Source organism: Pseudoalteromonas sp. G5_S1_14_S5 (assembly GCF_054968605.1).
Genome location: NZ_JBQKUM010000051.1, coordinates 1 through 19,641, shown reverse-complemented (window position 1 = coordinate 19,641; position 19,641 = coordinate 1). Strand labels below are relative to the sequence as shown.

General features: G+C 43.6%; 18 protein-coding genes and 1 pseudogene. 6 read left to right on the top strand and 13 right to left on the bottom strand.

The genetic code is table 11. From position 1 onward, the window contains the following. The first annotated feature begins 53 nt into the window (after positions 1-53). A complete protein-coding gene (locus tag ACTRWI_RS15335; protein ID WP_499132590.1) occupies positions 54-917 on the top strand; it encodes an AraC family transcriptional regulator in 864 nt (287 codons plus the stop codon). A gap of 225 nt (positions 918-1,142) precedes the next feature. Next, positions 1,143-3,191 (top strand): hybrid sensor histidine kinase/response regulator, encoded by a 2,049-nt coding sequence (locus tag ACTRWI_RS15330; protein ID WP_499132588.1) that lies wholly within the window; start codon positions 1,143-1,145, stop codon positions 3,189-3,191. 152 nt (positions 3,192-3,343) lie between these two features. Here ACTRWI_RS15330 and cqsA read toward each other — a convergent pair whose 3' ends face one another. Next, on the bottom strand, positions 3,344-4,525 hold the full coding sequence (gene cqsA / locus ACTRWI_RS15325) for an alpha-hydroxyketone-type quorum-sensing autoinducer synthase (protein ID WP_499132587.1): 1,182 nt from the start codon (positions 4,523-4,525) through the stop codon (positions 3,344-3,346). A 245-nt stretch (positions 4,526-4,770) separates the two neighbouring features. Then, entirely contained in the window at positions 4,771-6,159 is a 1,389-nt protein-coding gene (locus tag ACTRWI_RS15320; protein WP_499132607.1) for an aminotransferase-like domain-containing protein, read from the bottom strand. A 117-nt stretch (positions 6,160-6,276) separates the two neighbouring features. On the opposite strand from ACTRWI_RS15320, the gene ACTRWI_RS15315 reads away from it, so the two are divergent. Continuing rightward, on the top strand, positions 6,277-7,173 hold the full coding sequence (locus ACTRWI_RS15315; protein WP_499132586.1) for an EamA family transporter: 897 nt from the start codon (positions 6,277-6,279) through the stop codon (positions 7,171-7,173). 80 nt (positions 7,174-7,253) lie between these two features. Here the strand turns inward: ACTRWI_RS15315 and ACTRWI_RS15310 are convergent, their stop codons facing one another. From ACTRWI_RS15310 to ACTRWI_RS15295, 4 genes are all read right to left on the bottom strand, one after another. After that, entirely contained in the window at positions 7,254-8,267 is a 1,014-nt protein-coding gene (locus ACTRWI_RS15310) for a CobW family GTP-binding protein (protein ID WP_499132584.1), read from the bottom strand. Then, complete coding sequence (locus ACTRWI_RS15305) at positions 8,257-8,817, bottom strand: LbetaH domain-containing protein (protein ID WP_499132583.1); 561 nt, start codon at positions 8,815-8,817, stop codon at positions 8,257-8,259. Before ACTRWI_RS15305 ends, ACTRWI_RS15310 begins: the two co-directional genes overlap by 11 nt. 36 nt (positions 8,818-8,853) lie before the next feature. Further along, a complete protein-coding gene (locus ACTRWI_RS15300; RefSeq protein WP_499132581.1) occupies positions 8,854-10,200 on the bottom strand; it encodes a dihydroorotase in 1,347 nt (448 codons plus the stop codon). A gap of 69 nt (positions 10,201-10,269) precedes the next feature. Beyond that, positions 10,270-10,743, bottom strand: a complete 474-nt coding sequence (locus ACTRWI_RS15295) for a Fur family transcriptional regulator (protein WP_499132579.1) — start codon at positions 10,741-10,743, stop codon at positions 10,270-10,272. A 583-nt stretch (positions 10,744-11,326) separates the two neighbouring features. Between ACTRWI_RS15295 and ihfA the strand changes: the two genes are divergently transcribed. Together ihfA and ACTRWI_RS15285 are read left to right on the top strand one after the other, a co-directional pair. Next, entirely contained in the window at positions 11,327-11,623 is a 297-nt protein-coding gene (gene ihfA, locus ACTRWI_RS15290; protein WP_004734853.1) for an integration host factor subunit alpha, read from the top strand. A gap of 180 nt (positions 11,624-11,803) precedes the next feature. Further along, positions 11,804-12,019, top strand: coding sequence for a hypothetical protein (locus ACTRWI_RS15285; RefSeq protein WP_499132574.1), 216 nt, complete (start codon positions 11,804-11,806; stop codon positions 12,017-12,019). Between the two features lie 208 nt (positions 12,020-12,227). Here the strand turns inward: ACTRWI_RS15285 and ACTRWI_RS15280 are convergent, their stop codons facing one another. Then, a complete protein-coding gene (locus ACTRWI_RS15280; protein WP_499132572.1) occupies positions 12,228-13,007 on the bottom strand; it encodes a RelA/SpoT domain-containing protein in 780 nt (259 codons plus the stop codon). A 323-nt stretch (positions 13,008-13,330) separates the two neighbouring features. On the opposite strand from ACTRWI_RS15280, the gene ACTRWI_RS15275 reads away from it, so the two are divergent. Then, positions 13,331-13,984 carry a thiopurine S-methyltransferase gene (locus ACTRWI_RS15275; protein ID WP_499132571.1) on the top strand — a complete coding sequence of 218 codons (654 nt, stop codon included), beginning with the start codon at positions 13,331-13,333 and terminating at the stop codon, positions 13,982-13,984. Positions 13,985-14,076: 92 nt separating this feature from the next. Here ACTRWI_RS15275 and purT read toward each other — a convergent pair whose 3' ends face one another. The 6 genes and pseudogenes from purT to ACTRWI_RS15245 all read right to left on the bottom strand — a co-directional run. After that, on the bottom strand, positions 14,077-15,252 hold the full coding sequence (gene purT / locus ACTRWI_RS15270; RefSeq protein ID WP_499132569.1) for a formate-dependent phosphoribosylglycinamide formyltransferase: 1,176 nt from the start codon (positions 15,250-15,252) through the stop codon (positions 14,077-14,079). A gap of 166 nt (positions 15,253-15,418) precedes the next feature. Then, on the bottom strand, positions 15,419-16,306 hold the full coding sequence (gene cdd, locus ACTRWI_RS15265) for a cytidine deaminase (RefSeq protein ID WP_499132567.1): 888 nt from the start codon (positions 16,304-16,306) through the stop codon (positions 15,419-15,421). A gap of 276 nt (positions 16,307-16,582) precedes the next feature. Next, positions 16,583-17,260: an LrgB family protein gene (locus ACTRWI_RS15260; RefSeq protein WP_499132566.1), complete on the bottom strand. Its 678-nt coding sequence runs from the start codon at positions 17,258-17,260 to the stop codon at positions 16,583-16,585. A 2-nt stretch (positions 17,261-17,262) separates the two neighbouring features. Next, positions 17,263-17,556, bottom strand: a complete 294-nt coding sequence (locus ACTRWI_RS15255; protein WP_499132564.1) for a CidA/LrgA family protein — start codon at positions 17,554-17,556, stop codon at positions 17,263-17,265. A gap of 101 nt (positions 17,557-17,657) precedes the next feature. Then, positions 17,658-19,082 carry an exodeoxyribonuclease I gene (gene sbcB / locus ACTRWI_RS15250; protein WP_499132563.1) on the bottom strand — a complete coding sequence of 475 codons (1,425 nt, stop codon included), beginning with the start codon at positions 19,080-19,082 and terminating at the stop codon, positions 17,658-17,660. A gap of 284 nt (positions 19,083-19,366) precedes the next feature. Beyond that, positions 19,367-19,515: pseudogene (locus tag ACTRWI_RS15245) on the bottom strand (ISAs1 family transposase); the annotation flags it as partial. Positions 19,516-19,641: the final 126 nt, after the last annotated feature.

Here is a 19,641-nt window from a genome sequence, read left to right as displayed (position 1 = left end):
AACTTAACGCCTCGTCGGTATTATCTCTCCGAATTCTTTATTGGGTAACAAAAATGAATGTAGCGAAACATCACGAGCGACGAATACGAAATGTGTGTGACTTCATTGATAGACATTTGGATGAGTCATTAACTTTGGAGCAGTTGAGCTTAGTGGCGGCAAGTTCAAAGTATCACTTTCACCGTATCTTTAAGTCGTTTATGGGGATTAGCACTATTCAGTATGTGTGGTTTGCTCGGTTAAAGCGCGCTTCTTTTCGTTTAGCTTTTGAGCCCGAGTACAGTGTCACCGATGTTGCATTGGAGGCTCACTTTGAGAGTCTTGAAGCATTCTCTCGAGCATTTTCGAGGCACTTTGAGCAGACACCTTCTCAATTTAGAAAACAACCAAACTGGTCATATTGGCGTTCAAAGTATGAGTTTAACTCACCAAATAGTGGAGAAGAGATAATGGATGTGAAAGTCGTCGATTTTTGCGAAACAGAGGTTGCATTGATTGAGCATAAAGGGAGCCCAAAGCTGGTTTACAATACTGCTGCTAAATTTATTGATTGGAGGAAGTCGACGGGTTTTTCTCCGGTAAAAACCAGTGACACATTTGGTGTGGCTTATTCTGACCCTTCAGATACCCCTGAAGATGAATATCGCTTTGATATTTGCGGAAGCCATAACGGGGATGTCCCAGAAAATATCTTTGGTGTTAAGAAGGGGATCATTCCGGGCGGTCGTTGTGCTGTCGCTGTTCATAAGGGCAACCATGATTTAATCGCTGACACGGTAAGCTACTTATATCGTGAGTGGTTACCTAAGAGTGGCGAATCTTTGAGAGAATTTCCGTGCTTTTTCCAGTACGTGAACCTACTCCATCAGGTGGATGAATGTGATTTACTCACTAATATTTACTTGCCGATAAACTAGCTTTATGTGTCACAGATAACAAGAAATGAAATCATTATTAGGCCTCGTATAAACGAGGCCTTCATATATTTGGCTGCAGGGTTAAAACAGTTTAATGCAAAAGCGCGTATATATTTGATTCAAATCTCATTGCTTGGAGGTGATGTGTAATATAATCGTTCGGTTATATAAAAACTCAATCATAAAACGAGTAAACGTCTAGGCTAAGAGAATAAAGAATTTCGTATGAACGCTATTCGTAAAGTTTATCAATATGCTGAACCGAATCTAACCCTCGTAGGTTGGATGGGCTTTGTCGGTTTCCCTTTTTACTTTGTCGTGTGGGAGTACCTATTCCCGCAGCCTTATGAAAATCTGACTCTCCGCCTATTATGCTCGGTGTTGTTCTTCGGCATCATTTTCCGTAAATACGTTCCATTCGAATGGCGAAAATATCTGCCAGCGTATTATCAAGTCGCGATTACGCTCTGTCTGCCATGTTTCTTTTTTTATATGTTGCTGATGAACAATTGGTCCAATGTTTGGGTCATGTCTTTCATGTCGGCAATATTCCTTCATATTCTTTTGGTTCATGTCACAGGAGTGATGTTTGCACAAACCTTTGCCGGAATAGGGATTGCAACGTTTTGTGCTTGGGTGGCACAAGGCTTCTATCTTGAGATAACCATGAACTGGACGCATGTGCCTATTTTCTTGTTTATCTATCTATTCGGTAACCTGTTCTATTTCCGCAATCAGGTGGAACACGAGAACAAGGTGTCCCTAGCAAAGTCTTTTGGTGCCGGTATTGCACACGAAATGAGAAACCCTCTTAGTGGCTTGTTAACTTCTATTGATGTTATTCAATCGATACTACCAAACCCAAAGAGTGGTGACATCAAAGAGCCATATGCGCTGAGCGTCGAAGAGTTAAAACAGCTGCGTGACGTCGGTGATGAGGCCATGGAAATTATCCATTCAGGTAACGATACCATCGATCTATTGTTGACGTCGATTGATGAGAATCGTGTATCTCGTTCAACCTTTAAAAAGCACTCCGCACAAGCGGTGATCGAGTATTCAATCGACAGTTTTAATTACAAGCGCAAGTCGGATAAATCAGCCATCTCTTTGGATGTACAAAGCGACTTTGATTTCTTGGGAAGTGACACTTTGTTGAAGTACTTGATGTACAACCTGTTCAAGAATGCGTTCCATCACCGTAGTCCGGAAGACTTTCATATTCATGTCACCATGAGTAGCGATGAAGTTACTCATCAAATTGTGGTGACGGATAACGGGGCTGGCATTTCTAGTGATGCAATACGTCATATTTTCCAAGATTTCTATACAACAGGTAAATCAGGCAATTACGGGTTAGGCTTACCATTCTGTCAGAAGGTGATGCGTTCATTTGGTGGTGAGGTTAGATGCCAATCAGAGGTTGGTCAGTGGACTCAGTTTACGATGACGTTCCCGTCTTTAACGTCAAATTCAGTCAATGAGATTAAGAGTGAATTGAGAAAGTTAAAGTCTGTATTGATGGTGAGTGATCAAACCGTCCTGAATAAGAAAATGATGGAAATGTCTCGATTTATGGGATTTGACCTCACGACTTTGGATGTGGCATCAGCACTTAAAAACAAAGAGTATCAGTTCGAATTTGATTTAGTATTCGTCGACATGGAGAGTTTTGATTTGAGGGCAAGCAGCCTTGATAAGCTCGAGTCTTTGTTGTCGTTTACAGAAGCGCGAATTGTTTACTTGTATGAATATCATCCTATTCAACGGGTGAGGAACATTTCATTTGAACCGATTTGGGTCGAAACTCAAGTATGGCTGCTGAACACCAAAGCAACGATTGACCGTTTATTGTTTGACTCGAATTACGTGATGCCCTCGGTGGCCACTAAGCCGATTGAAAATGCAAATAAGCGTACCATTATGGTAGTGGACGATAACGAGTCTCTACGCCGTTTTACGGCGATGTTGTTGGAAAAACAAGGCTTTGATGTGGTACAGAAAGAGGACGGTCAACAGGCATTAGATGCTCTAGACTCCGAGGCCATTGATTTAGTTTTGATGGATATTGAAATGCCTATTATGGACGGTGTCGAAGCTTCTCGACTCATTAGAAGCGCGAATAAGCCTTATTCTTCGGTGCCGATTATTGCACATACAGGGGACAGCTCGCCAGTCACGCTGGAGAAGATGGAGTCATCAGGAATGTCTGACTTTATTGTGAAACCAGCAGACAAGAACCGCTTATTCGACAAGATCGCCCATTGGATATAAGGGGCTTGTACGAGACTGTGTTTGAGGTTTGAAGTAGACCAAGTTAACACGAGAAAGAGCTCAGCAATAGGCTGGGCTCTTTTAGTTTTGCGACATGATAGCGTCCATTCAGTCCTGTCGTTTAGTTGATGATTAAATTAATGTGCTCAGAGTTAAACGAATTTTAGTTCTGGATGATGATATGCCTGGTGACAAACCGTAAGCACATGATCGATATCTCTTAGTGTCATATCTGCATTCACAGAGAAGCGGATGATGTTTTTGTTCTTGCCAGTCGCTGGACGACAAAATACCGCACCGAACACATCTCGTTCCTCTAAGAAATCACGCACACGTTCAGTGTTTCTCTCACTACCACACTCTAAAGCGATGATCTGAGATTCGCTGCGGATGTTAATGCCAATCTGTTTAAGCCCCGTTGTGAGTGATTTAGCACGTTCGAATAAGACTTTGCGCTTATCGTCAGAACTTTTAATGACTGCCAAGGTTTTCTCTAAGCGAGCGACTTCTTGTGGCAATACGGTCGAGCTAAAAATAGCAGGGTAGGCGACAAAGGGCAGTGTCTTAGACAATTGTTTGGGGCCTAGAATCGCGCCAGCACGGTACGCAAAGGTTTTGGCCAAACTTACAGTAATGAAATCGACTTGGCTAGTGAGCCCAAGTGCTTCAACGAGGCCAGCACCTTTGGTGCCATGAGTTCCCAGAGAATGCGATTCATCAACCACGAGTGCACAATCAAACTCTTGCGCCATTTCGTAGATGTCGCGGAGTGGGGCAATCGTGCCAATGGTGCTGTAGACCGAATCTACAACAATGACGCCAGAGCCATAGCGCTCAAGTTGCTTGCGCAGATGGTTCATATTGTTATGCATGAACGGATGCGCGCTCGCACCTGCGGCTCGAACACCTTCCCACAAAGACATGTGGGCAAAGAAATCAATATACACAGGAGTTTGTGGTGGACAGATGGTTTGCAGTAAGCCGATGTTTGCCGCCCAACCAGACTGAGACAGCAAGCAGCTTTCCATTCCTACATAGCTCGCCAGCTCATTTTCAAAGGCGGGTTTTGAAACCTCGTCTTGCAAAAAAATAGCTGACATGACGACATTGTCATCCTGTTCACCAATCGCTTGCTGGTGGGCTTGTTGTATCTGTTTGTTGTGCGACAGCGCGAGGTAATCATTGCTTTGCATCACAACTGAATTCCGCCTAGGACGTTTACCTAGAACTAAGTGTGTTTGGCTTTCGTTCTGGGCAATGAGATCTTCAATGTAGTGGTTTAAGCGTTCTTCAATAAAGGAAGGTAGCGGTTTATTTTTAGTTTTATCACTCATAATTATTCTCTTCATATACAGTATAACGCCAGCGCTGACGGGTGTATATTGACGACAAAAAATGAGGTGTCATTAGCTAAGTTGCATAAATGGGCACGCCCTTGCAAACTCAATATTTATGGGTTTTATGGTGAGTGGATTTCCTTACGGTTACGGGCTTTAACCCAGTTTCAATCAGAATAATAAATGCCTTTTTTATAACAAATAACGATGAGCTAATTGGAGATCAAAGTGTGGGCCAAAAGCTATTTGCAGACACATTGTCGGATAAGTTCAATCAAGTCATCCAGCTGTTGTTTGGTCTCTCCCTCCAGCGCATAACCAAAGTTGATGCGTAAGCAGTTGCTGTAGAGATCAAGAGTGCTGAACAGATGCCCAAGTCGAATATCAATCTTTTTCTCAGAAACCGCTTGAGCAAATACGATATGGTTGAGGTTAGGAATCTGTAGCCAAAGTACCATGCCACCTTGTGGGCTGCTTATTTTGACGTCATCAGGAAGGTTTTGAGTTAAATAACTCAGGTATTGCTGCCGTAAAGAGAGAATTTGAGCACATCTTCTTCGAACGTGTTTTGCGTATTGACCAGATTCAAGAAAGTCAGCGACAGCTAGCTGAGTAGGAAGGGTAACGCCGTAGCTTGCAGAAGAAAACTGCGCTTTGTACTCATCAATATACCTTCCTGGCAAGCACCACCCTAAACGGTAGCTTGGTGATAAACTCTTCGAGACAGAACCACACCATAAAACATAGCCACCTTTGTCACAGTATTTGGCTGGCAGTGGCGTGTGCGAAGAATAAGAGAGTTCGAGATACACATCGTCTTCAATGATCGGCATTCGATATTCATTGGCCAATGCTGCCAATTTCTGCTTTTGGCTAGCAGACATATTGATCCCTTGTGGGTTCATATGCGAGGTACAGAAGATAGCGGCATCGACGCGTTTGTTTTTCAGATGTGTTTCTAACTGTTGTAGATCTACACCGTCATCTAGGGATGGGATCTCGATGATCTTACGCGACATCTTGCCAAGTAATTCGAGTATGCCGTTGAAACATGGTGAGCTAATGGCAATGGTATCGCCTTGTTTGGTGCATGATTCAAGAGCGGCTTTTATTGCCGACATACAGCCAGCCGTGACCACCAGTTCACCTGGTGAAAAATGCACATCAAGCTTTGCAAAGTGAGTGGACAATGCTTGTCGTAATATCGGCTCGCCTTGAGTATCAGGGTAATGGTTTAGCCTGTTACCCATGCGTTTGATAGAGCGACGGAAACTGCGTTCTAGTTCAACGACCGATTGCTCATCATTAGTGGTGCTAGAGACTCCTAAAGGCCCATTGATTGAGTTGTGAGTCGATGAGGTTTGTCTCACCCTGGAAACTTTACTCTCAAACTGTGCCCATTCAGGTGTTGAGTGAGCAGGCTTATGAGGAGAAACAAAATATCCAGCTTGTGAGCGAGAGTGAATCCAGCCCTGTGACTCTAGCTCTTGGTAGCAACTTACTACGGTCGACATGCTAACGGCTTGTTGCTTAGCTAATTGACGAAGCGAAGGCATTCGCCCACCTTCGGGTCTTTTCCCACTTTCAATCTCATTAATAAACTGATTCGCAAGTTTTCGATAAATGCTCATGGTAACGGTTGTGGTTAACTGTACTGGTTTTTTTTTAAAAAATGTATCTGTACCTGTTTTGTTGTTCAAGGGATACTTTTTTAAAACAAAAGAGGGGGACAGTATGAAAAAAATGATTTGTTGCTAGCGGTATTGGTGATGGCAATCTGGGGATTCAATTTCTCGATGATCAAAATGGGTGTAACCAATGTTCATCCGTTGCTGGCAACGGCCGCGCGTTTCGCGCTAGCCGTGATACCAGTGATATTTTTTGTCGCAAGGCCGAATGTCGCGTGGCGTTATCTCGTAAGTTATGGCTTTGTGTTCGGGGTTGGTATCTGGGGCATGGCATCATGGTCGATCACAGCTGGCCTCTCATCTGGGCTTTCGTCAGTATTGCTTTCAAGCAATGTGCTTATTGGAATGGCTGTTGGGGTATGGGTTTTCAAAGAGAGTGCGTCGGTTCGTAAGTTAATTGGTGCGATGTTAGCCCTGTGTGCACTTGCAGTTTTAGTCTCAGCGGCGAAAGTGAATGTCACCGTTAATGGCGTTATCTTGATTATGATTGCAGCGTGCAGTTGGACCTTAATGGGCGTCATTGTTAAGGCTTCCAAAACTAGGCAGGCGTTTGCGTTTAATGTGTGGGGAATGCTGTTTGCACCAGCGCCGTTGGTGTTGTTTGCTGTGATGTTACACGGAGATAAAATCATTTGGCAGGGGATTGAACAATGGGATTGGAACACAACGATTGCGGTGCTGTTCCAGGCTTATCCGACCACGCTATTTGGCTATTGGGTGTGGAACAAGTTGTTAATCCAATATCCATTAAGCACGACTGCACCGCTAACCTTGCTGGTGCCAGTCTTCGCGCTGATCAGCGGATACTTTATGTATGACGAAGTGTTGTCACTCGCTCAAGTAGTGGCATCGGTGTTGTTCTTAATCGGGATTGGTTTGATCGTTAAACCTGCAAAAGCGGTGAGTAGCGGCAGATCAGGTGAAAGAGAAACGATTGGTGTCGGTAAACTAACATAGTGATGTTTACTCCAATGTCTAAAAGCCCTATGAATGTTCTATTTCATAGGGCTTTAGTTTTAATCATCGATGGATCGAACTTAGTTAACAAGACAATCTAGAAGCTGGCTTTCCAGATCACTCTCTATGTCCTGACCAATGACTTCAATTCTGGTTTCACTGCACTCATCGAGTTCTGATTCGGTCAAACCATCCTCTGTTAAGTTGTAGCCAAAGATACCATTTGGAGTAATGAACACGGCCTTCATACGCTCAACTTTCAAGCCGACTAGAAAGTGTCGTAAACGCTGGTGGTCAAACAGTTTATCAGCTGCAAATCGCCATCCAATACTCTCGAAGCCTTCACCTTGGTTGGTCGCTTTGAGCATGCCACTTTCTGGCATCGGTAGTTCAGATGTAAGTGGTTTATCTTGTTTGTGAGCATGGTGATGATGGTGCCCATGAGCTTGTTGATGATAAAAACTACTGCTTCCATCAAACTCGTCGTATGGGATCTTACCGTGATGAGCAAAGATCAGCTTAGTATCAGGGTGACAAATCTGAGCAACGTACTCGGCAAGCTTTTGTGCATCCCCTTTGTTATAAAGGTCTACTTTATTGCCGACGATCGTATCCGCAATGGTAATTTGTTGGTTGAAAGTATCGTGGTCAGAATAACGAGTATCAGACAGCTTGCGAGCATCGACCAAGGTGATGTTCTTTTGCAGTGATAGCACTTTACGATAATGCTCAGCAGATAATACTTCTAACACTTCTTTTGGGTGGCCAAGCCCAGTAGGTTCAATCAGTAAGCGGTCTGGCTTCGCCTCAGAAAGCAACTGATTGAGTGCTATCTGCATCGGTAGCCCCGCTGCACAGCACATGCAGCCACCGGGTACTTCGCGAATAAAAACTTTCTGTTGTTTGGTTTGATTGCCTTCGAATAAACTTCCATCAACGCCAATTTCACCAAACTCATTCACCAAAATAGCCCAATTCTCATCGGCTGGTTTGTGCTTCATTAAGTTAAGAATCGCAGAGGTTTTTCCTACTCCGAGAAACCCAGTAATAATGTTGGTCGGAATCCCAAGCAAGGGGGATTTATTAGAGTTCATTAGCAATCCTTCTATAGCCTTGAACAAGAGTATGGTTGGCAGAGACAACCGATTCTGAAAACGCCGAGTATTCTGGTGGTACTTTTGAAATGCTGTTTAGATCAAAGCCTGAGCCTATGTTGGTCATCGGTGGTACATGAAAATTCTCAGTAAGGTCGAGTCCGTCCACCACGCAGTTATGACGAATCACGCAACCTTTACCAATGACGGCATTGAAAACGACAGAGTTGAAGCCGATAAAGACATCGTCACTGACTTCACAAGGCCCATGGATAATGGAGCGGTGAGCGATAGAGGAGCGTGCTCCTATGGTTACCGCAGCACCGGCCTTCGAATGGATAACCACACCATCTTGAATATTGGTGTCGCGCTTAATCACGATAGCTTCCATATCGCCGTGTTCATTAACCTCATCGGCACGTATAACGGCATAAGGACCAATAAACACGTTGTCTTCAATGATGACCTTGCCACAAATAATGGCTGTTGGATCAATGAAGGCGGTTTCAGATACGTTTGGCATATGACCGTTAGGGTTTCTTCTTAACATATTGATTTCTTTTTATTGATGGTAATAACTGCTGAACTAACGCTCAAATGACAACCTCATTGCCGGAGAGTGAGTTGTATCTTGGATCAAGTTCGAAATTGCATGGCTATAAACCTCGGTGCCATTTACCCAAGTATGTTTGATCTGGGAAGAGAACTCGTGACCAGTGAGTGGAGACCAAGCACATTGATAAAGGTTGTTTTCCTCATCAACTAATGTTGATGCTTTTGGGTCGACGAGTACTAAGTCTGCGAAGTAGCCTTCACGAATATAACCGCGCTCTTTTATCGCATAACGAATGGATGGGTTATGTGCTGTTTTCTCTACGACTTGTTCTACGGTCATGGCTCCGGCATGTACGTGGTCAAACAGAGTCAGGAGGGCGTGTTGTACAAGGGGTAAACCGGCAGGCGCTTGTTCATAAGGAACTTGTTTTTCTTCCCATGTGTGAGGAGCATGGTCTGTGGCGATGATGTCTATTTGATTGGTGCTAAGGGCGGCAAGTAGTGCTTCTCTATCATTTGGAAATTTGATGGCTGGGTTGCATTTGATTTGGTTGTCTAATCTTGGGTAATCTTCAGTACTGAACCAAAGGTGATGAACACACGCTTCAGCGGTTATGCGCTTGCCTTCGATTGGCCCTTTATCAAATAGTGCCAACTCTTTCTCTGTAGTAATATGCAATACATGAAGCTGGCTATTGTGCTTTTTAGCGAGCTGAACAGCATAAGAAGAAGAGGCATAGCAGGCTCTGTCATCTCTTAGTATAGGGTGGTCTTCAATCGTGAAAACAGCTTTCTCTTTTCTTAATTGATCTTGGTTCTTAGCGATAACAGGCCCGCTTTCACAATGTGTGACAATTAGGACGGGAGAATCACGGAATATGGCATCGAGTGCTTGAGGCTCTTCAACCAACAGGTTACCCGTTGAAGCACCCATAAATACCTTTACGCCACAGTGTTTGGTCGGGTCGAGCTGCTTGATTTGCTCTAGGTTATTTTCAGTTGCACCTAGGTAAAAAGAGTAGTTAGCCAGTGAACTCTGTGCTGCGATATCAAATTTTTTCTCTAAGGCCTCAATGGTCGTAGTAGCAGGGTTTACGTTTGGCATTTCCATGTAGCTTGTAATACCACCAGCGACAGCGGCACGAGATTCTGTAGCGATTGAGCCTTTGTGGGTTAACCCGGGCTCGCGAAAATGAACTTGATCGTCAATCATCCCCGGGATGAGGTAGCAACCCTTTGCTTCAATGACTTCACAATTTGAATTAGGCTGTATATTGCTTGCAACCTTTTCAATTCGTTGGTCGACAATTAGTACATCTGTCTCGGTAACGATACCTTCATTGACCACGTAGGCATTTCTAATGAGCGTTGCAGGCATAGCGTTTCACTTTCTCCTTGTTAATTAGGGCTAATACGGTTGGAATCTAGTTATTAGATATAGGTATTCTTAGCAGGACGTATTCACTTCGGGCTTAGCACACTCATCACAGATACAGCTGATCTCTAACTGAGGGCTTGTGACGGTGAATCCTTGTTGTTTCGCGTGAGATTTAAGATCGCGAATAATAGAAGGGTTGATGGTTTGTTCACTTATCTTGTCGCACTTAGAACAAATCAAAAATTGTGGGATGCCATGTTCGTGCTCACAAAGGATGTGGTCACAAAGTATGTATTTATTTGATACCTTAATCTTGTGTGCTAGGTGGTGTTGTTCTAAAAAATCCAAGACTCTGTAGACCGACATCGCTTGAACATGTTGATCAAAATGCTCTTTGCAATAGTCGACTAACTCGTAGGCAGACAGCGCTTTATCGGCATGTGCCAACGCACGCAGTATCAGCAGCCTTTTGGCGGTGAACTGTTTTCCATTGTCTTTACACCCTTGTTTGACGTGCTTAATGATCGCTTCAATATCTTTCATTCTAAGTACTAAATTCCTTCTTTGTTGATATGTTATAACATATCAACTGTGCGCTGTGAAATGTACTTTGCTGCAGAGCGTCGCTAAAGAGGGAGATTGACGAAATTAGAATACAGATGAATCGCAGTAAAAGTCAGTACACAATCAGTGATAGCATTAACCGATTCGCATTAAATTCTGAAATGATACAAATCTTATATTTAATAATGATTGTTTCATAACCTCTGTTGAGATGGATATCAAATCAAGTGGCTGATTTTATTGGAGATCGAAGAAAATTCTCAAAAATTATCACTTAGACCGGTAAAGTTTTAAATTCCAATTTATTGATGGTAATCAGGATATAGTTCTATTTGATAACTGTTAAGCAGATGTTTTTTAGCCATATGTGTGAAATTAAGAGCGAGTTATCTTTTTGATTCCAAAGAATAATCTGACAGTTGAGATAAAAAAGTTGGCGAAAATCAGAAGCTTGGCATACACTTTCCTTGTAAACGACCTTATCTCATTGATTGAATAGGGTAAATGCTTTGGCGCTACTGGCGATAGTAGCAATGATTAACATAGCTTTGAGGAAAGTTTTATGGCACTCACGAAGGCCGATTTGGCTGAGAACCTGTTTGAGACACTCGGATACAGCAAGCGGGATGCCAAGGAAACGGTTGAAGTGTTTTTCGAAGAAGTTCGTAAAGCGCTTGAAAATGGCGAACAGGTAAAACTGTCTGGTTTTGGTAACTTTGATCTTCGCGAGAAAAACGAGCGGCCTGGTCGTAACCCGAAAACTGGTGAAGACATTCCAATTTCTGCTCGACGTGTTGTTACTTTTAGACCGGGACAAAAACTAAAGGCCCGTGTAGAAAATATTAAAATCGAGAAGTAGCCAAGCAATAGACCACGCCTAGCGTGGTCTTTTTGTTTGTATCACAGTATTTATTCTTACCACTCATTTTCAATCTTTTTATCTTCTCGCATCTCGCATCTCGCATCTCGCATCTCGCATCTCGCATCTCGCACAATTTCTAAACATCGTTCAGTTCTCCTGAACGGTAGTTAATTCTCATTGAAATTTAAATACACCGCTCTATTTGCTGAAATGTCACTCTCCACATGTACTGACGAAAACACTGCAACGGTGGAAAAGGTTTCGCCAAAAATGACAATAAAAGTTGATAAAACAGTACCTTACATACCAAGCTTGACGGCAGAAGAAAAGCTCGTTGACAACCTATGTAGCCAGCGTCACGGTGATAAGAGCATCCCTTTCGTGCAGTCTTAACCGAATATTAAGGGACAGAAATCCAGCTACATCCTTAATTAATTGCGTGATTTAAAAGTGATGTACGTCAGGACTTGTATGAACGCTCTCCGAAGTACTATCACAAATAGCGCTCGCTTATGATTGATAAGAGATACGTTGAAATTCAAAAGGACTGCGAGTGCAGCCCTTGTTCGATTTTTGTTTTGTAATTGCGGTAAGGTTGGTGTTATGCCGCTTTAATATGGGTCGTTATGTATGGTTGCCATGCTTGTTGGTACAGCTCTAAAGATTGGCGTCTTAGGCTATTGACTTGCGCCGCTTCAATGTCGTTGATTGGGCGCTTTTCAGCAATCGCATGACGCTCAATACCTTGAATGATCTCGTATAGCTCATGTTCAGGACCACTTTTCACATCCGCTATCGCTTTTAAGTGAAGTTGAACCTCGGCGATTATGTTAGTTTTTGGTAAACGAACCAGTAAGTTAAGGTCACGGTAGCCAGAATCAGCGGGTGACTTAAACTTGTTTTTCACTTTTACCACGTCCGCTTCACGACTCAGTGCTTCGTACACTTCAACTAGGCTTTCTACATCATTCGCGATGATTGTTGCGCGAGCTAGGTCGGTAATTCTTGTATTGTCACCATCCAGTTCTAATTCAATTTTCTCTTGAGCGCGAGCTTGAGATTTAACACCAGCAAATAGGGCATCTGAATTAGTGAGAAGCGCAGTACTTTTACAGATTGTCTCAAGCTCTGCTTGCGCTTGGTGAGCTTTGCTATAAAGGATGTCGAAATCGGTATAAGGCTGAGTTGGACGCGAGTCGAATGCCTTGATGCCATACAGGCCGCTTAGGCTGTGGCGGAATACGTTTGATGAAACTTGGTTTTGCGAAGACGCTGTGCGCGATTGATCAGTTGAACTTGTTGAAACAGGTGCTGCTGCGAATGCAGGCGCTCGGCTCAATACTAAAAGCATTAGGGCCGTCGTACGGAGAAATACACTCATTTAAACTCCAAAATACAAGGTTACAATAACGGGTAGTTAAAAGGGGTAACCAGTAACGTGTAAGAGTAAAAAAGCTTAACTAAACTCACTAAATATTAAATGGGGCCAGCTAAGACAGAAACCAACTCTAACGTTTAATATTGCTTTAAAATGTGAACATATTGACAAATAATCCAAGCGTTTGTTCCGCAATTTTAAGAACTTTGAACCTAACCAGTTTATGGTCGTATTCGAAACCATTTTGCCACTTTAAGCCAAGCTAAGGTTGCTCTTACTTCTCTATACTGTACCCTTGCATTATGACTGTTTAACATGAATGAAAGATGAATAATCCTGAATTTTGGCACAATAAATGGGCAGCCAACCAAATTGGTTTCCACCTTGAAGATGTAAACCCACTTTTGGTTGAGTTTTGGAAAGCAACTGAGCCTAGCTATGAGAAGAGTGTTTTTGTTCCTCTATGTGGCAAAAGTGAAGATCTGATTTGGCTTGCGTCTAAGCATGAAGATGTTCAAGGTGTGGAATTGAGCCAGATTGCGGTTCGAGCTTTTTTCTCTGAGCATTTCTACACGCCAACCGTAACTCAAATAAACGGTCAGCATGAGCTTTATCAATTTGATGAGTTGAGTGTTTACACTGGGGATTACTTCACTGCGCCAATTCAGCCTGTCGATATTATTTATGACCGTGCTTCTCTAGTCGCTTTGCCTGCTGAAATGCGTGTGCAATATGTAGAGCGCTTAAAGCAACTGCTGAAGCCAGGCGGCAAGATCCTACTTGTAACGCTAGACTACGACCAAGATGAAATGGCAGGCCCTCCGTTTAGCGTACCTAAACTAGAAATCGATCTGTTGTTTGCGGGTTACAAGATTACATTGTTGAACCAAGACATTGCAGACGACGAGCACCCTAAGATTGCTAAGAAAGGTTTGTCTCGATTCAGTGAAGAAGTGTATTTAATTGAATCGGAAGTCTAGATTCAGTTTACTTTCTAAGAGATAGCACTAATCAAAAGACGGGCGCATAGCTCGTCTTTTTGATCGTTAAGATTCAAGATCTAAGAATCTGATTAGTAAATCACTTTTACCTTCGACGCGCTGTTGATTGCATCTTCAATCGCGGTTTCTGTGCTCTTACGGCGTGTTAGTGCAACACCAAGGCGACGACGACCACCGATGTCTGGCTTACCAAACAGACGAACTTGTGTTTGTGGTGCCTCTAATGCTTCTGCAATGCCTTCAAAACGGATGTTTGTTGATGTGCCTTGGCCAAGGATTACTGCAGACGCACATGGGCCATACTGAGTAATTGATTTGATAGGCATACCTGTAAATGCGCGTACGTGAAGTGCGAATTCTGACGAGTCTTGTGACATCAATGTCACCAAACCAGTATCGTGTGGGCGAGGGGAAACTTCGTTGAAGATCACATGGTCGCCTTTAACGAACAACTCAACACCAAAGATACCATGACCACCTAGAGCATTAACCACTTGCTCTGCAGTGTACTGTGCCGCTTTTAGAGCGTTGTCTGACATAACCTGAGGCTGCCATGATTCACGGTAGTCGCCGTCTTCTTGGCGGTGGCCGATAGGTGCACAGAAATGAACACCGTCGACTGCACGAACAGTGAGAAGAGTGATCTCGTAATCAAAGTCGATGAAGCCTTCAACGATTACACGCCCAGCGCCAGTGCGACCACCTTCTTGTGCATAGTCCCACGACTTCTGGATGTCTTCTTCGGTTTTGATAACGCTTTGGCCTTTACCTGAAGAACTCATTACGGGTTTAACAACGCAAGGCATGCCGACAAATTCAACCGCGGCAGCGAAGTCTTCAAAGGTGTCTGCAAAGCGGTAAGGGGATGTGCTGAGCTTGAGTTCTTCTGCTGCCAGGCGACGGATACCTTCACGGTTCATCGTTAGCTTAGTTGCGTTAGCTGTTGGAACGACATTCAAGCCTTGTGCTTCAAGCTCTACCAACTTGCTGGTGGCAATTGCTTCAATTTCTGGCACCACGTAATCTGGTTTTTCTAGTTCAATGATGGCTTGAAGTGCATCGCCATCTAACATGTCTAGTACATGGCTGCGATGCGCAACTTGCATGGCAGGCGCATCTGCATAACGGTCACAAGCAATAACTTCCAAACCTAAACGTTGGCACTCGATAGCCACTTCTTTGCCAAGTTCACCTGAACCTAGTAGAAGTACACGAGTAGCATTTTCACGAGTAGCAGTACCAAACATAGAAATTCCTTCCGATCTTTTGAACGATTGATTGAAAACGGGGTGATCATACTTATTTAAATGACAAAAGCAAACGTTTGCTTGATTGTGGTGTTAATTACAAGCATAAAAAAAGCAGCCTTATAAAATTGGGCTGCTTATTTAAAAGGTTGTTAACTATATGTACTTAGATTGCTAAATAAGTCACTGGAATATCTGGATTAATCGCTTCTAATGTAGATTGCGTATCCGCTAGGTGGCTGATGCTACCTTCAGCGATTTCAACCAATGCTGCGCTTTCAATTTGTTCAAAATCGAAGCCTGCAAGTTTTAGTTGAATTAACGCAACTTGTAGCGGCGGAAGGCTAGGGTTGAATGCTGCGTTTTCAGCGTAAGCACCCGTAAAGATCTTACCAGTTGTTAGCTGTAGTGACACACCACTTAAATTTTTAGTGTATGGCGCATGGCTGCGGTTAAGCGCTGCTAATGCTTCAACTACAATAGGAGTCTTCTCTTCCGTCGTGTACTTATGGTCGAGTTCAGACATTAAGCCTGTTGTTACGCCAAGATCAGAAGGCCCAAATGAATCAGGTAGGTATTCTTGTAGCGACATTTCATCACGCTGCGGAAGCTGAACTTTAAGCTCTTTCGCTGTAGTCAACTCATTCATAAATTGACGACAGTGACCACAAGGGCTGAAGTTAATTGTGATGTCTGAAATACCGCGCTCACCTTTCATCCAAGCGTGGCTGATTGCCGATTGTTCAGCGTGTACGGTTTGGCCAAGTTGTGCACCAGCGATTTCAAGGTTTGCACCAAAGTACAAAGTACCAGATAAACCACGCACGATTGCACCAACGTAAAAGTCAGATAACGGTGCGTATGAATACGCAGCAGCAAAAGGAAGTAGTGCGATACGTAGTTCGTCATCCGCTAAACCACTTACTTGAAGCAGGCTAGAGAACTGTTCTGGAGACAATGTCGCGTCAAAGTTGTCTGCTAATACGATGTCACTTAAAAGCGCTTTCATTGATGATGGAGCACTTTCCAGCGCCAGGGTAATACGACTGTTCATGTTGAATCCTTAATTGACCTTAGGCTTTAAGTTTATGCAATGCTCAGGAATTTTCTGTGACAATGATCACCTTTACACTGTTGTTGTTACATTGGTTTGCATAATTAGAGTGAGGTCACAATTGAAATCGATTGCAAGGACCATTTTTACAGCTGATATCGCACTTATTGCACATAATAGCCGGTTATTAGCTGGATAAATGGCAATAAAAAGCCCAAGCAAACACTGATATCGACAGGGCTAGGCTTGGGCTAAATCGGGTTGTTGGCGTCTAGGCTAGGAATAGAACCAAACCACCATACCAAACACGCTAGGTGCGAATATTGAAGTGATAACGCCACAAAGAACTAACGCCAGTGAACTGAAAGCCGCATCTTCTTGGTTCTTTTCAGCGCAAGTTGCCGTACCTAACGCGTGAGAAACCGTGCCCATGGTTAAGCCCCTAGCAATAGGGCTCTTAATGCCGATTAGATTGTAGATAGGGTAAGCAAAAATTGCCCCAAATAGTCCAACGATAAGAACTAGTATTGCAGCAATAGCCGCTTCACCACCAAGATGGCTTGATACTTCCATCGCAATAGGGGTGGTGACTGATTTGCCCAATAGACTCGCAATCAAACTTAGGTCGGCTTTGAAAGCGACGGCAATCATTGCTGCTGTCGTCATCGACATCACACTACCCAGCGAGCATGCAAAGGTAATGATTCGCCAGTTAGCTCGAATTTGAGGCAGCTGCTCATATAACGGATAAGCTAGGGCAACAACCGCTGACTGAAGCATATACGTAATCCAAGTGTTGTCTGCGTAGTAAGTCTCGAAAGGAACTTTAAAGAATGTCAAAATTGGAATGATGATGCCAATGCTTATTAATAGCGGGTTACACAGCGGGGAGTTCACCTTCTGACTTACCCAACGAGCAAACAGAAATACCACAATAGTTAATAGAATCCACATGGCTATTTACCTCTCGTTAGCAAGCGGTCTAAGAACCATGATAAAGAGACTAATACGATGAGCGTGCCACCCACTGCACTCGCCATAATCGGCAGTGCGTTAGCGATCAGCATGTCAAAGTGCTCCATAAGCCCGACGCTGATCGGGACAAACAGTAAAATCATCAAACGAATAATTAGGCTGGCACCAGGCTGTACCCAGTGTGCCGGCACAATACCAATCACCATGGCAGTGAACAGAATTAACATGCCAAAAATACTACCTGGGATTGAGGTCTCTAAGTATTGTTGTAACACGTTGCCTGCAGTGAGGGCACCTATGATTAAGGTGAAGGAGATTAAGCAGTAAACGAGTTTAATCAATCTTTCTTTCAAGGTTTACATCTCTCGATAATAGGTTAACTAGCTAGCTTTTCTACGTATTGATACACCGCTTTTAATATAGCCATTTTCTTCTCGTCACTTTCATGTTCGTGTGCGAGGTTCTCTAGATTGAGCATGTACTCTTCTAAGCGACTTTCGTAGAACTCACGACAATGGTTTGCCCACTTAAGTTGCTCGGATTCATCTAGCGTCCATGGGAAGTTGCGTGCTCGGTAACGGAATAACAAAGGCTTGATGCGCTCGTCACTGAAGGTGATGTCCAACGCTGCTAAGTTATTTGGGTCAGTCTCACGGATGATGTTCATCGCGGTTTTATCCGCCGGTGAGAAGAAGCCATCGTAAAGTTGGGTATCTACATCGTCGCTCTTTTCGTACTCACGTTCCTGTGAATATAAGCCAATCAATTTTTCACGAATTTCTGGGTGTTCGCGTAGGATCGCTAGATTCTTCAAGCACTGCTGACGATCAATACCAATGGTTTCAGCATTTTCAGCGGTTAACGTTTTGGCTGGCGCTAGAATAGGGCACTTGTTGAGTTGAACAAGCTTAATTGGCACTGGCAGCTCGTCTTCATTTAGGTCGCTGTGCTTGGTGTAAAGCCTCTCTCTGAGCTCATCAGTATCAAGTTCGAATAGCGGGCTTGGGTCTTTTGCTAGGTCGACAACAATCACCGCGTTTTGATTGGTAGGGTGCCACGCCATAGGAACAATCCAGCTTGTGTAATTGCAGTCACGACCAAACATGCCTGACACATGCATCAAAGGTGTCATGTTTACGATGTCGACTAATTCGTTCAACTTTCGTTTGTGACGCATGTTGTAGAGATAATCAAACATCTTAGGTTGTGCGGCTTTCAGCTTTTTCGCGAGTTCAATTGTCGCAATAACATCGGCCATCGCGTCATGCGCGTTTTCGTGTTCAATGCCATTTGCCACAGATAGGTGTTCCAGTTTGAAGCTCGGGAAACCTTCTTCGTTCTCAGGCCAAACAATGCCGTCTGGGCGCAGGGCGTGTACGGCACGCATCACATCTAACAGATCCCAACGAGAGTTCCCGTTCTGCCAGCTCCATGCGTATGGATCAATGAAGTTACGGTAACAGGTATATCGAGTTACTTCGTCATCGAATCGAATACTGTTGTAACCAAGGCTTGTGGTGTTTGGCTTTGCAAGTTCAGCATGGATCTTAGCGATGAACTCTGGTTCCGGTAGGCCTTGAGACACGGCTTTTTGTGGAGTAATTCGAGTAATAAGCGCAGCATCAGGTGCAGGAAGATAATCAGCAGGAGGTTGGCAGTAGATGACCAAAGGCTCACCAATAATATTGAAATCTTGGTCGGTACGAACGCCGGCGAACTGACTTGGACGATCTTTCGCTGGGTTCACGCCCCATGTCTCGTAATCGAAAAAGAAGTAGGTTGGCTGATTATCTGAACTCATTGAATTTCCTGAACAGTCTACGGGTAACTGTGTACTGTGGCTGAAGGTTAGTTTTGTTCAGTATCTGATAGTATGCGGTACGCGTGCAACCCAGATCACAAATAAATTGCAGGAAAGTGCTGCATTCCTATTCAATCAGACTGAAATTAGGGACTGGGTATCTTAGGTTGGTTATTTGTTGGCAAGATGGATCAACCAAGTGGTGCGGTTAAAGCACTCGAAGCGTGCACAATTTGTAGGTTCGAGTCAACTGATCTGCACCAGCAACACTGGACACTTCACGGCTAGAGCATTTTAATTCCAGCGTTTAAAAGAACCGAGCGATACTCATCATCAAGAGCCGCTATCTTCTTCTTTCTTAATATGCTGATGTTTTACTGGTGTCTTGTTTAAAAAGGCTTAGTGCGATTTTCCTCAGGACATTGAAAGCTAAAATACGGTATAAAAACAGAGGCTTTATCTTGGTTGGAGCCTTATGCTCGTATGACTAAGTGCCTAAAAAGCTATATAGAACAACTACTGCCTCTTCTTCCCATCAAGCATATATCCGAGTTAACGA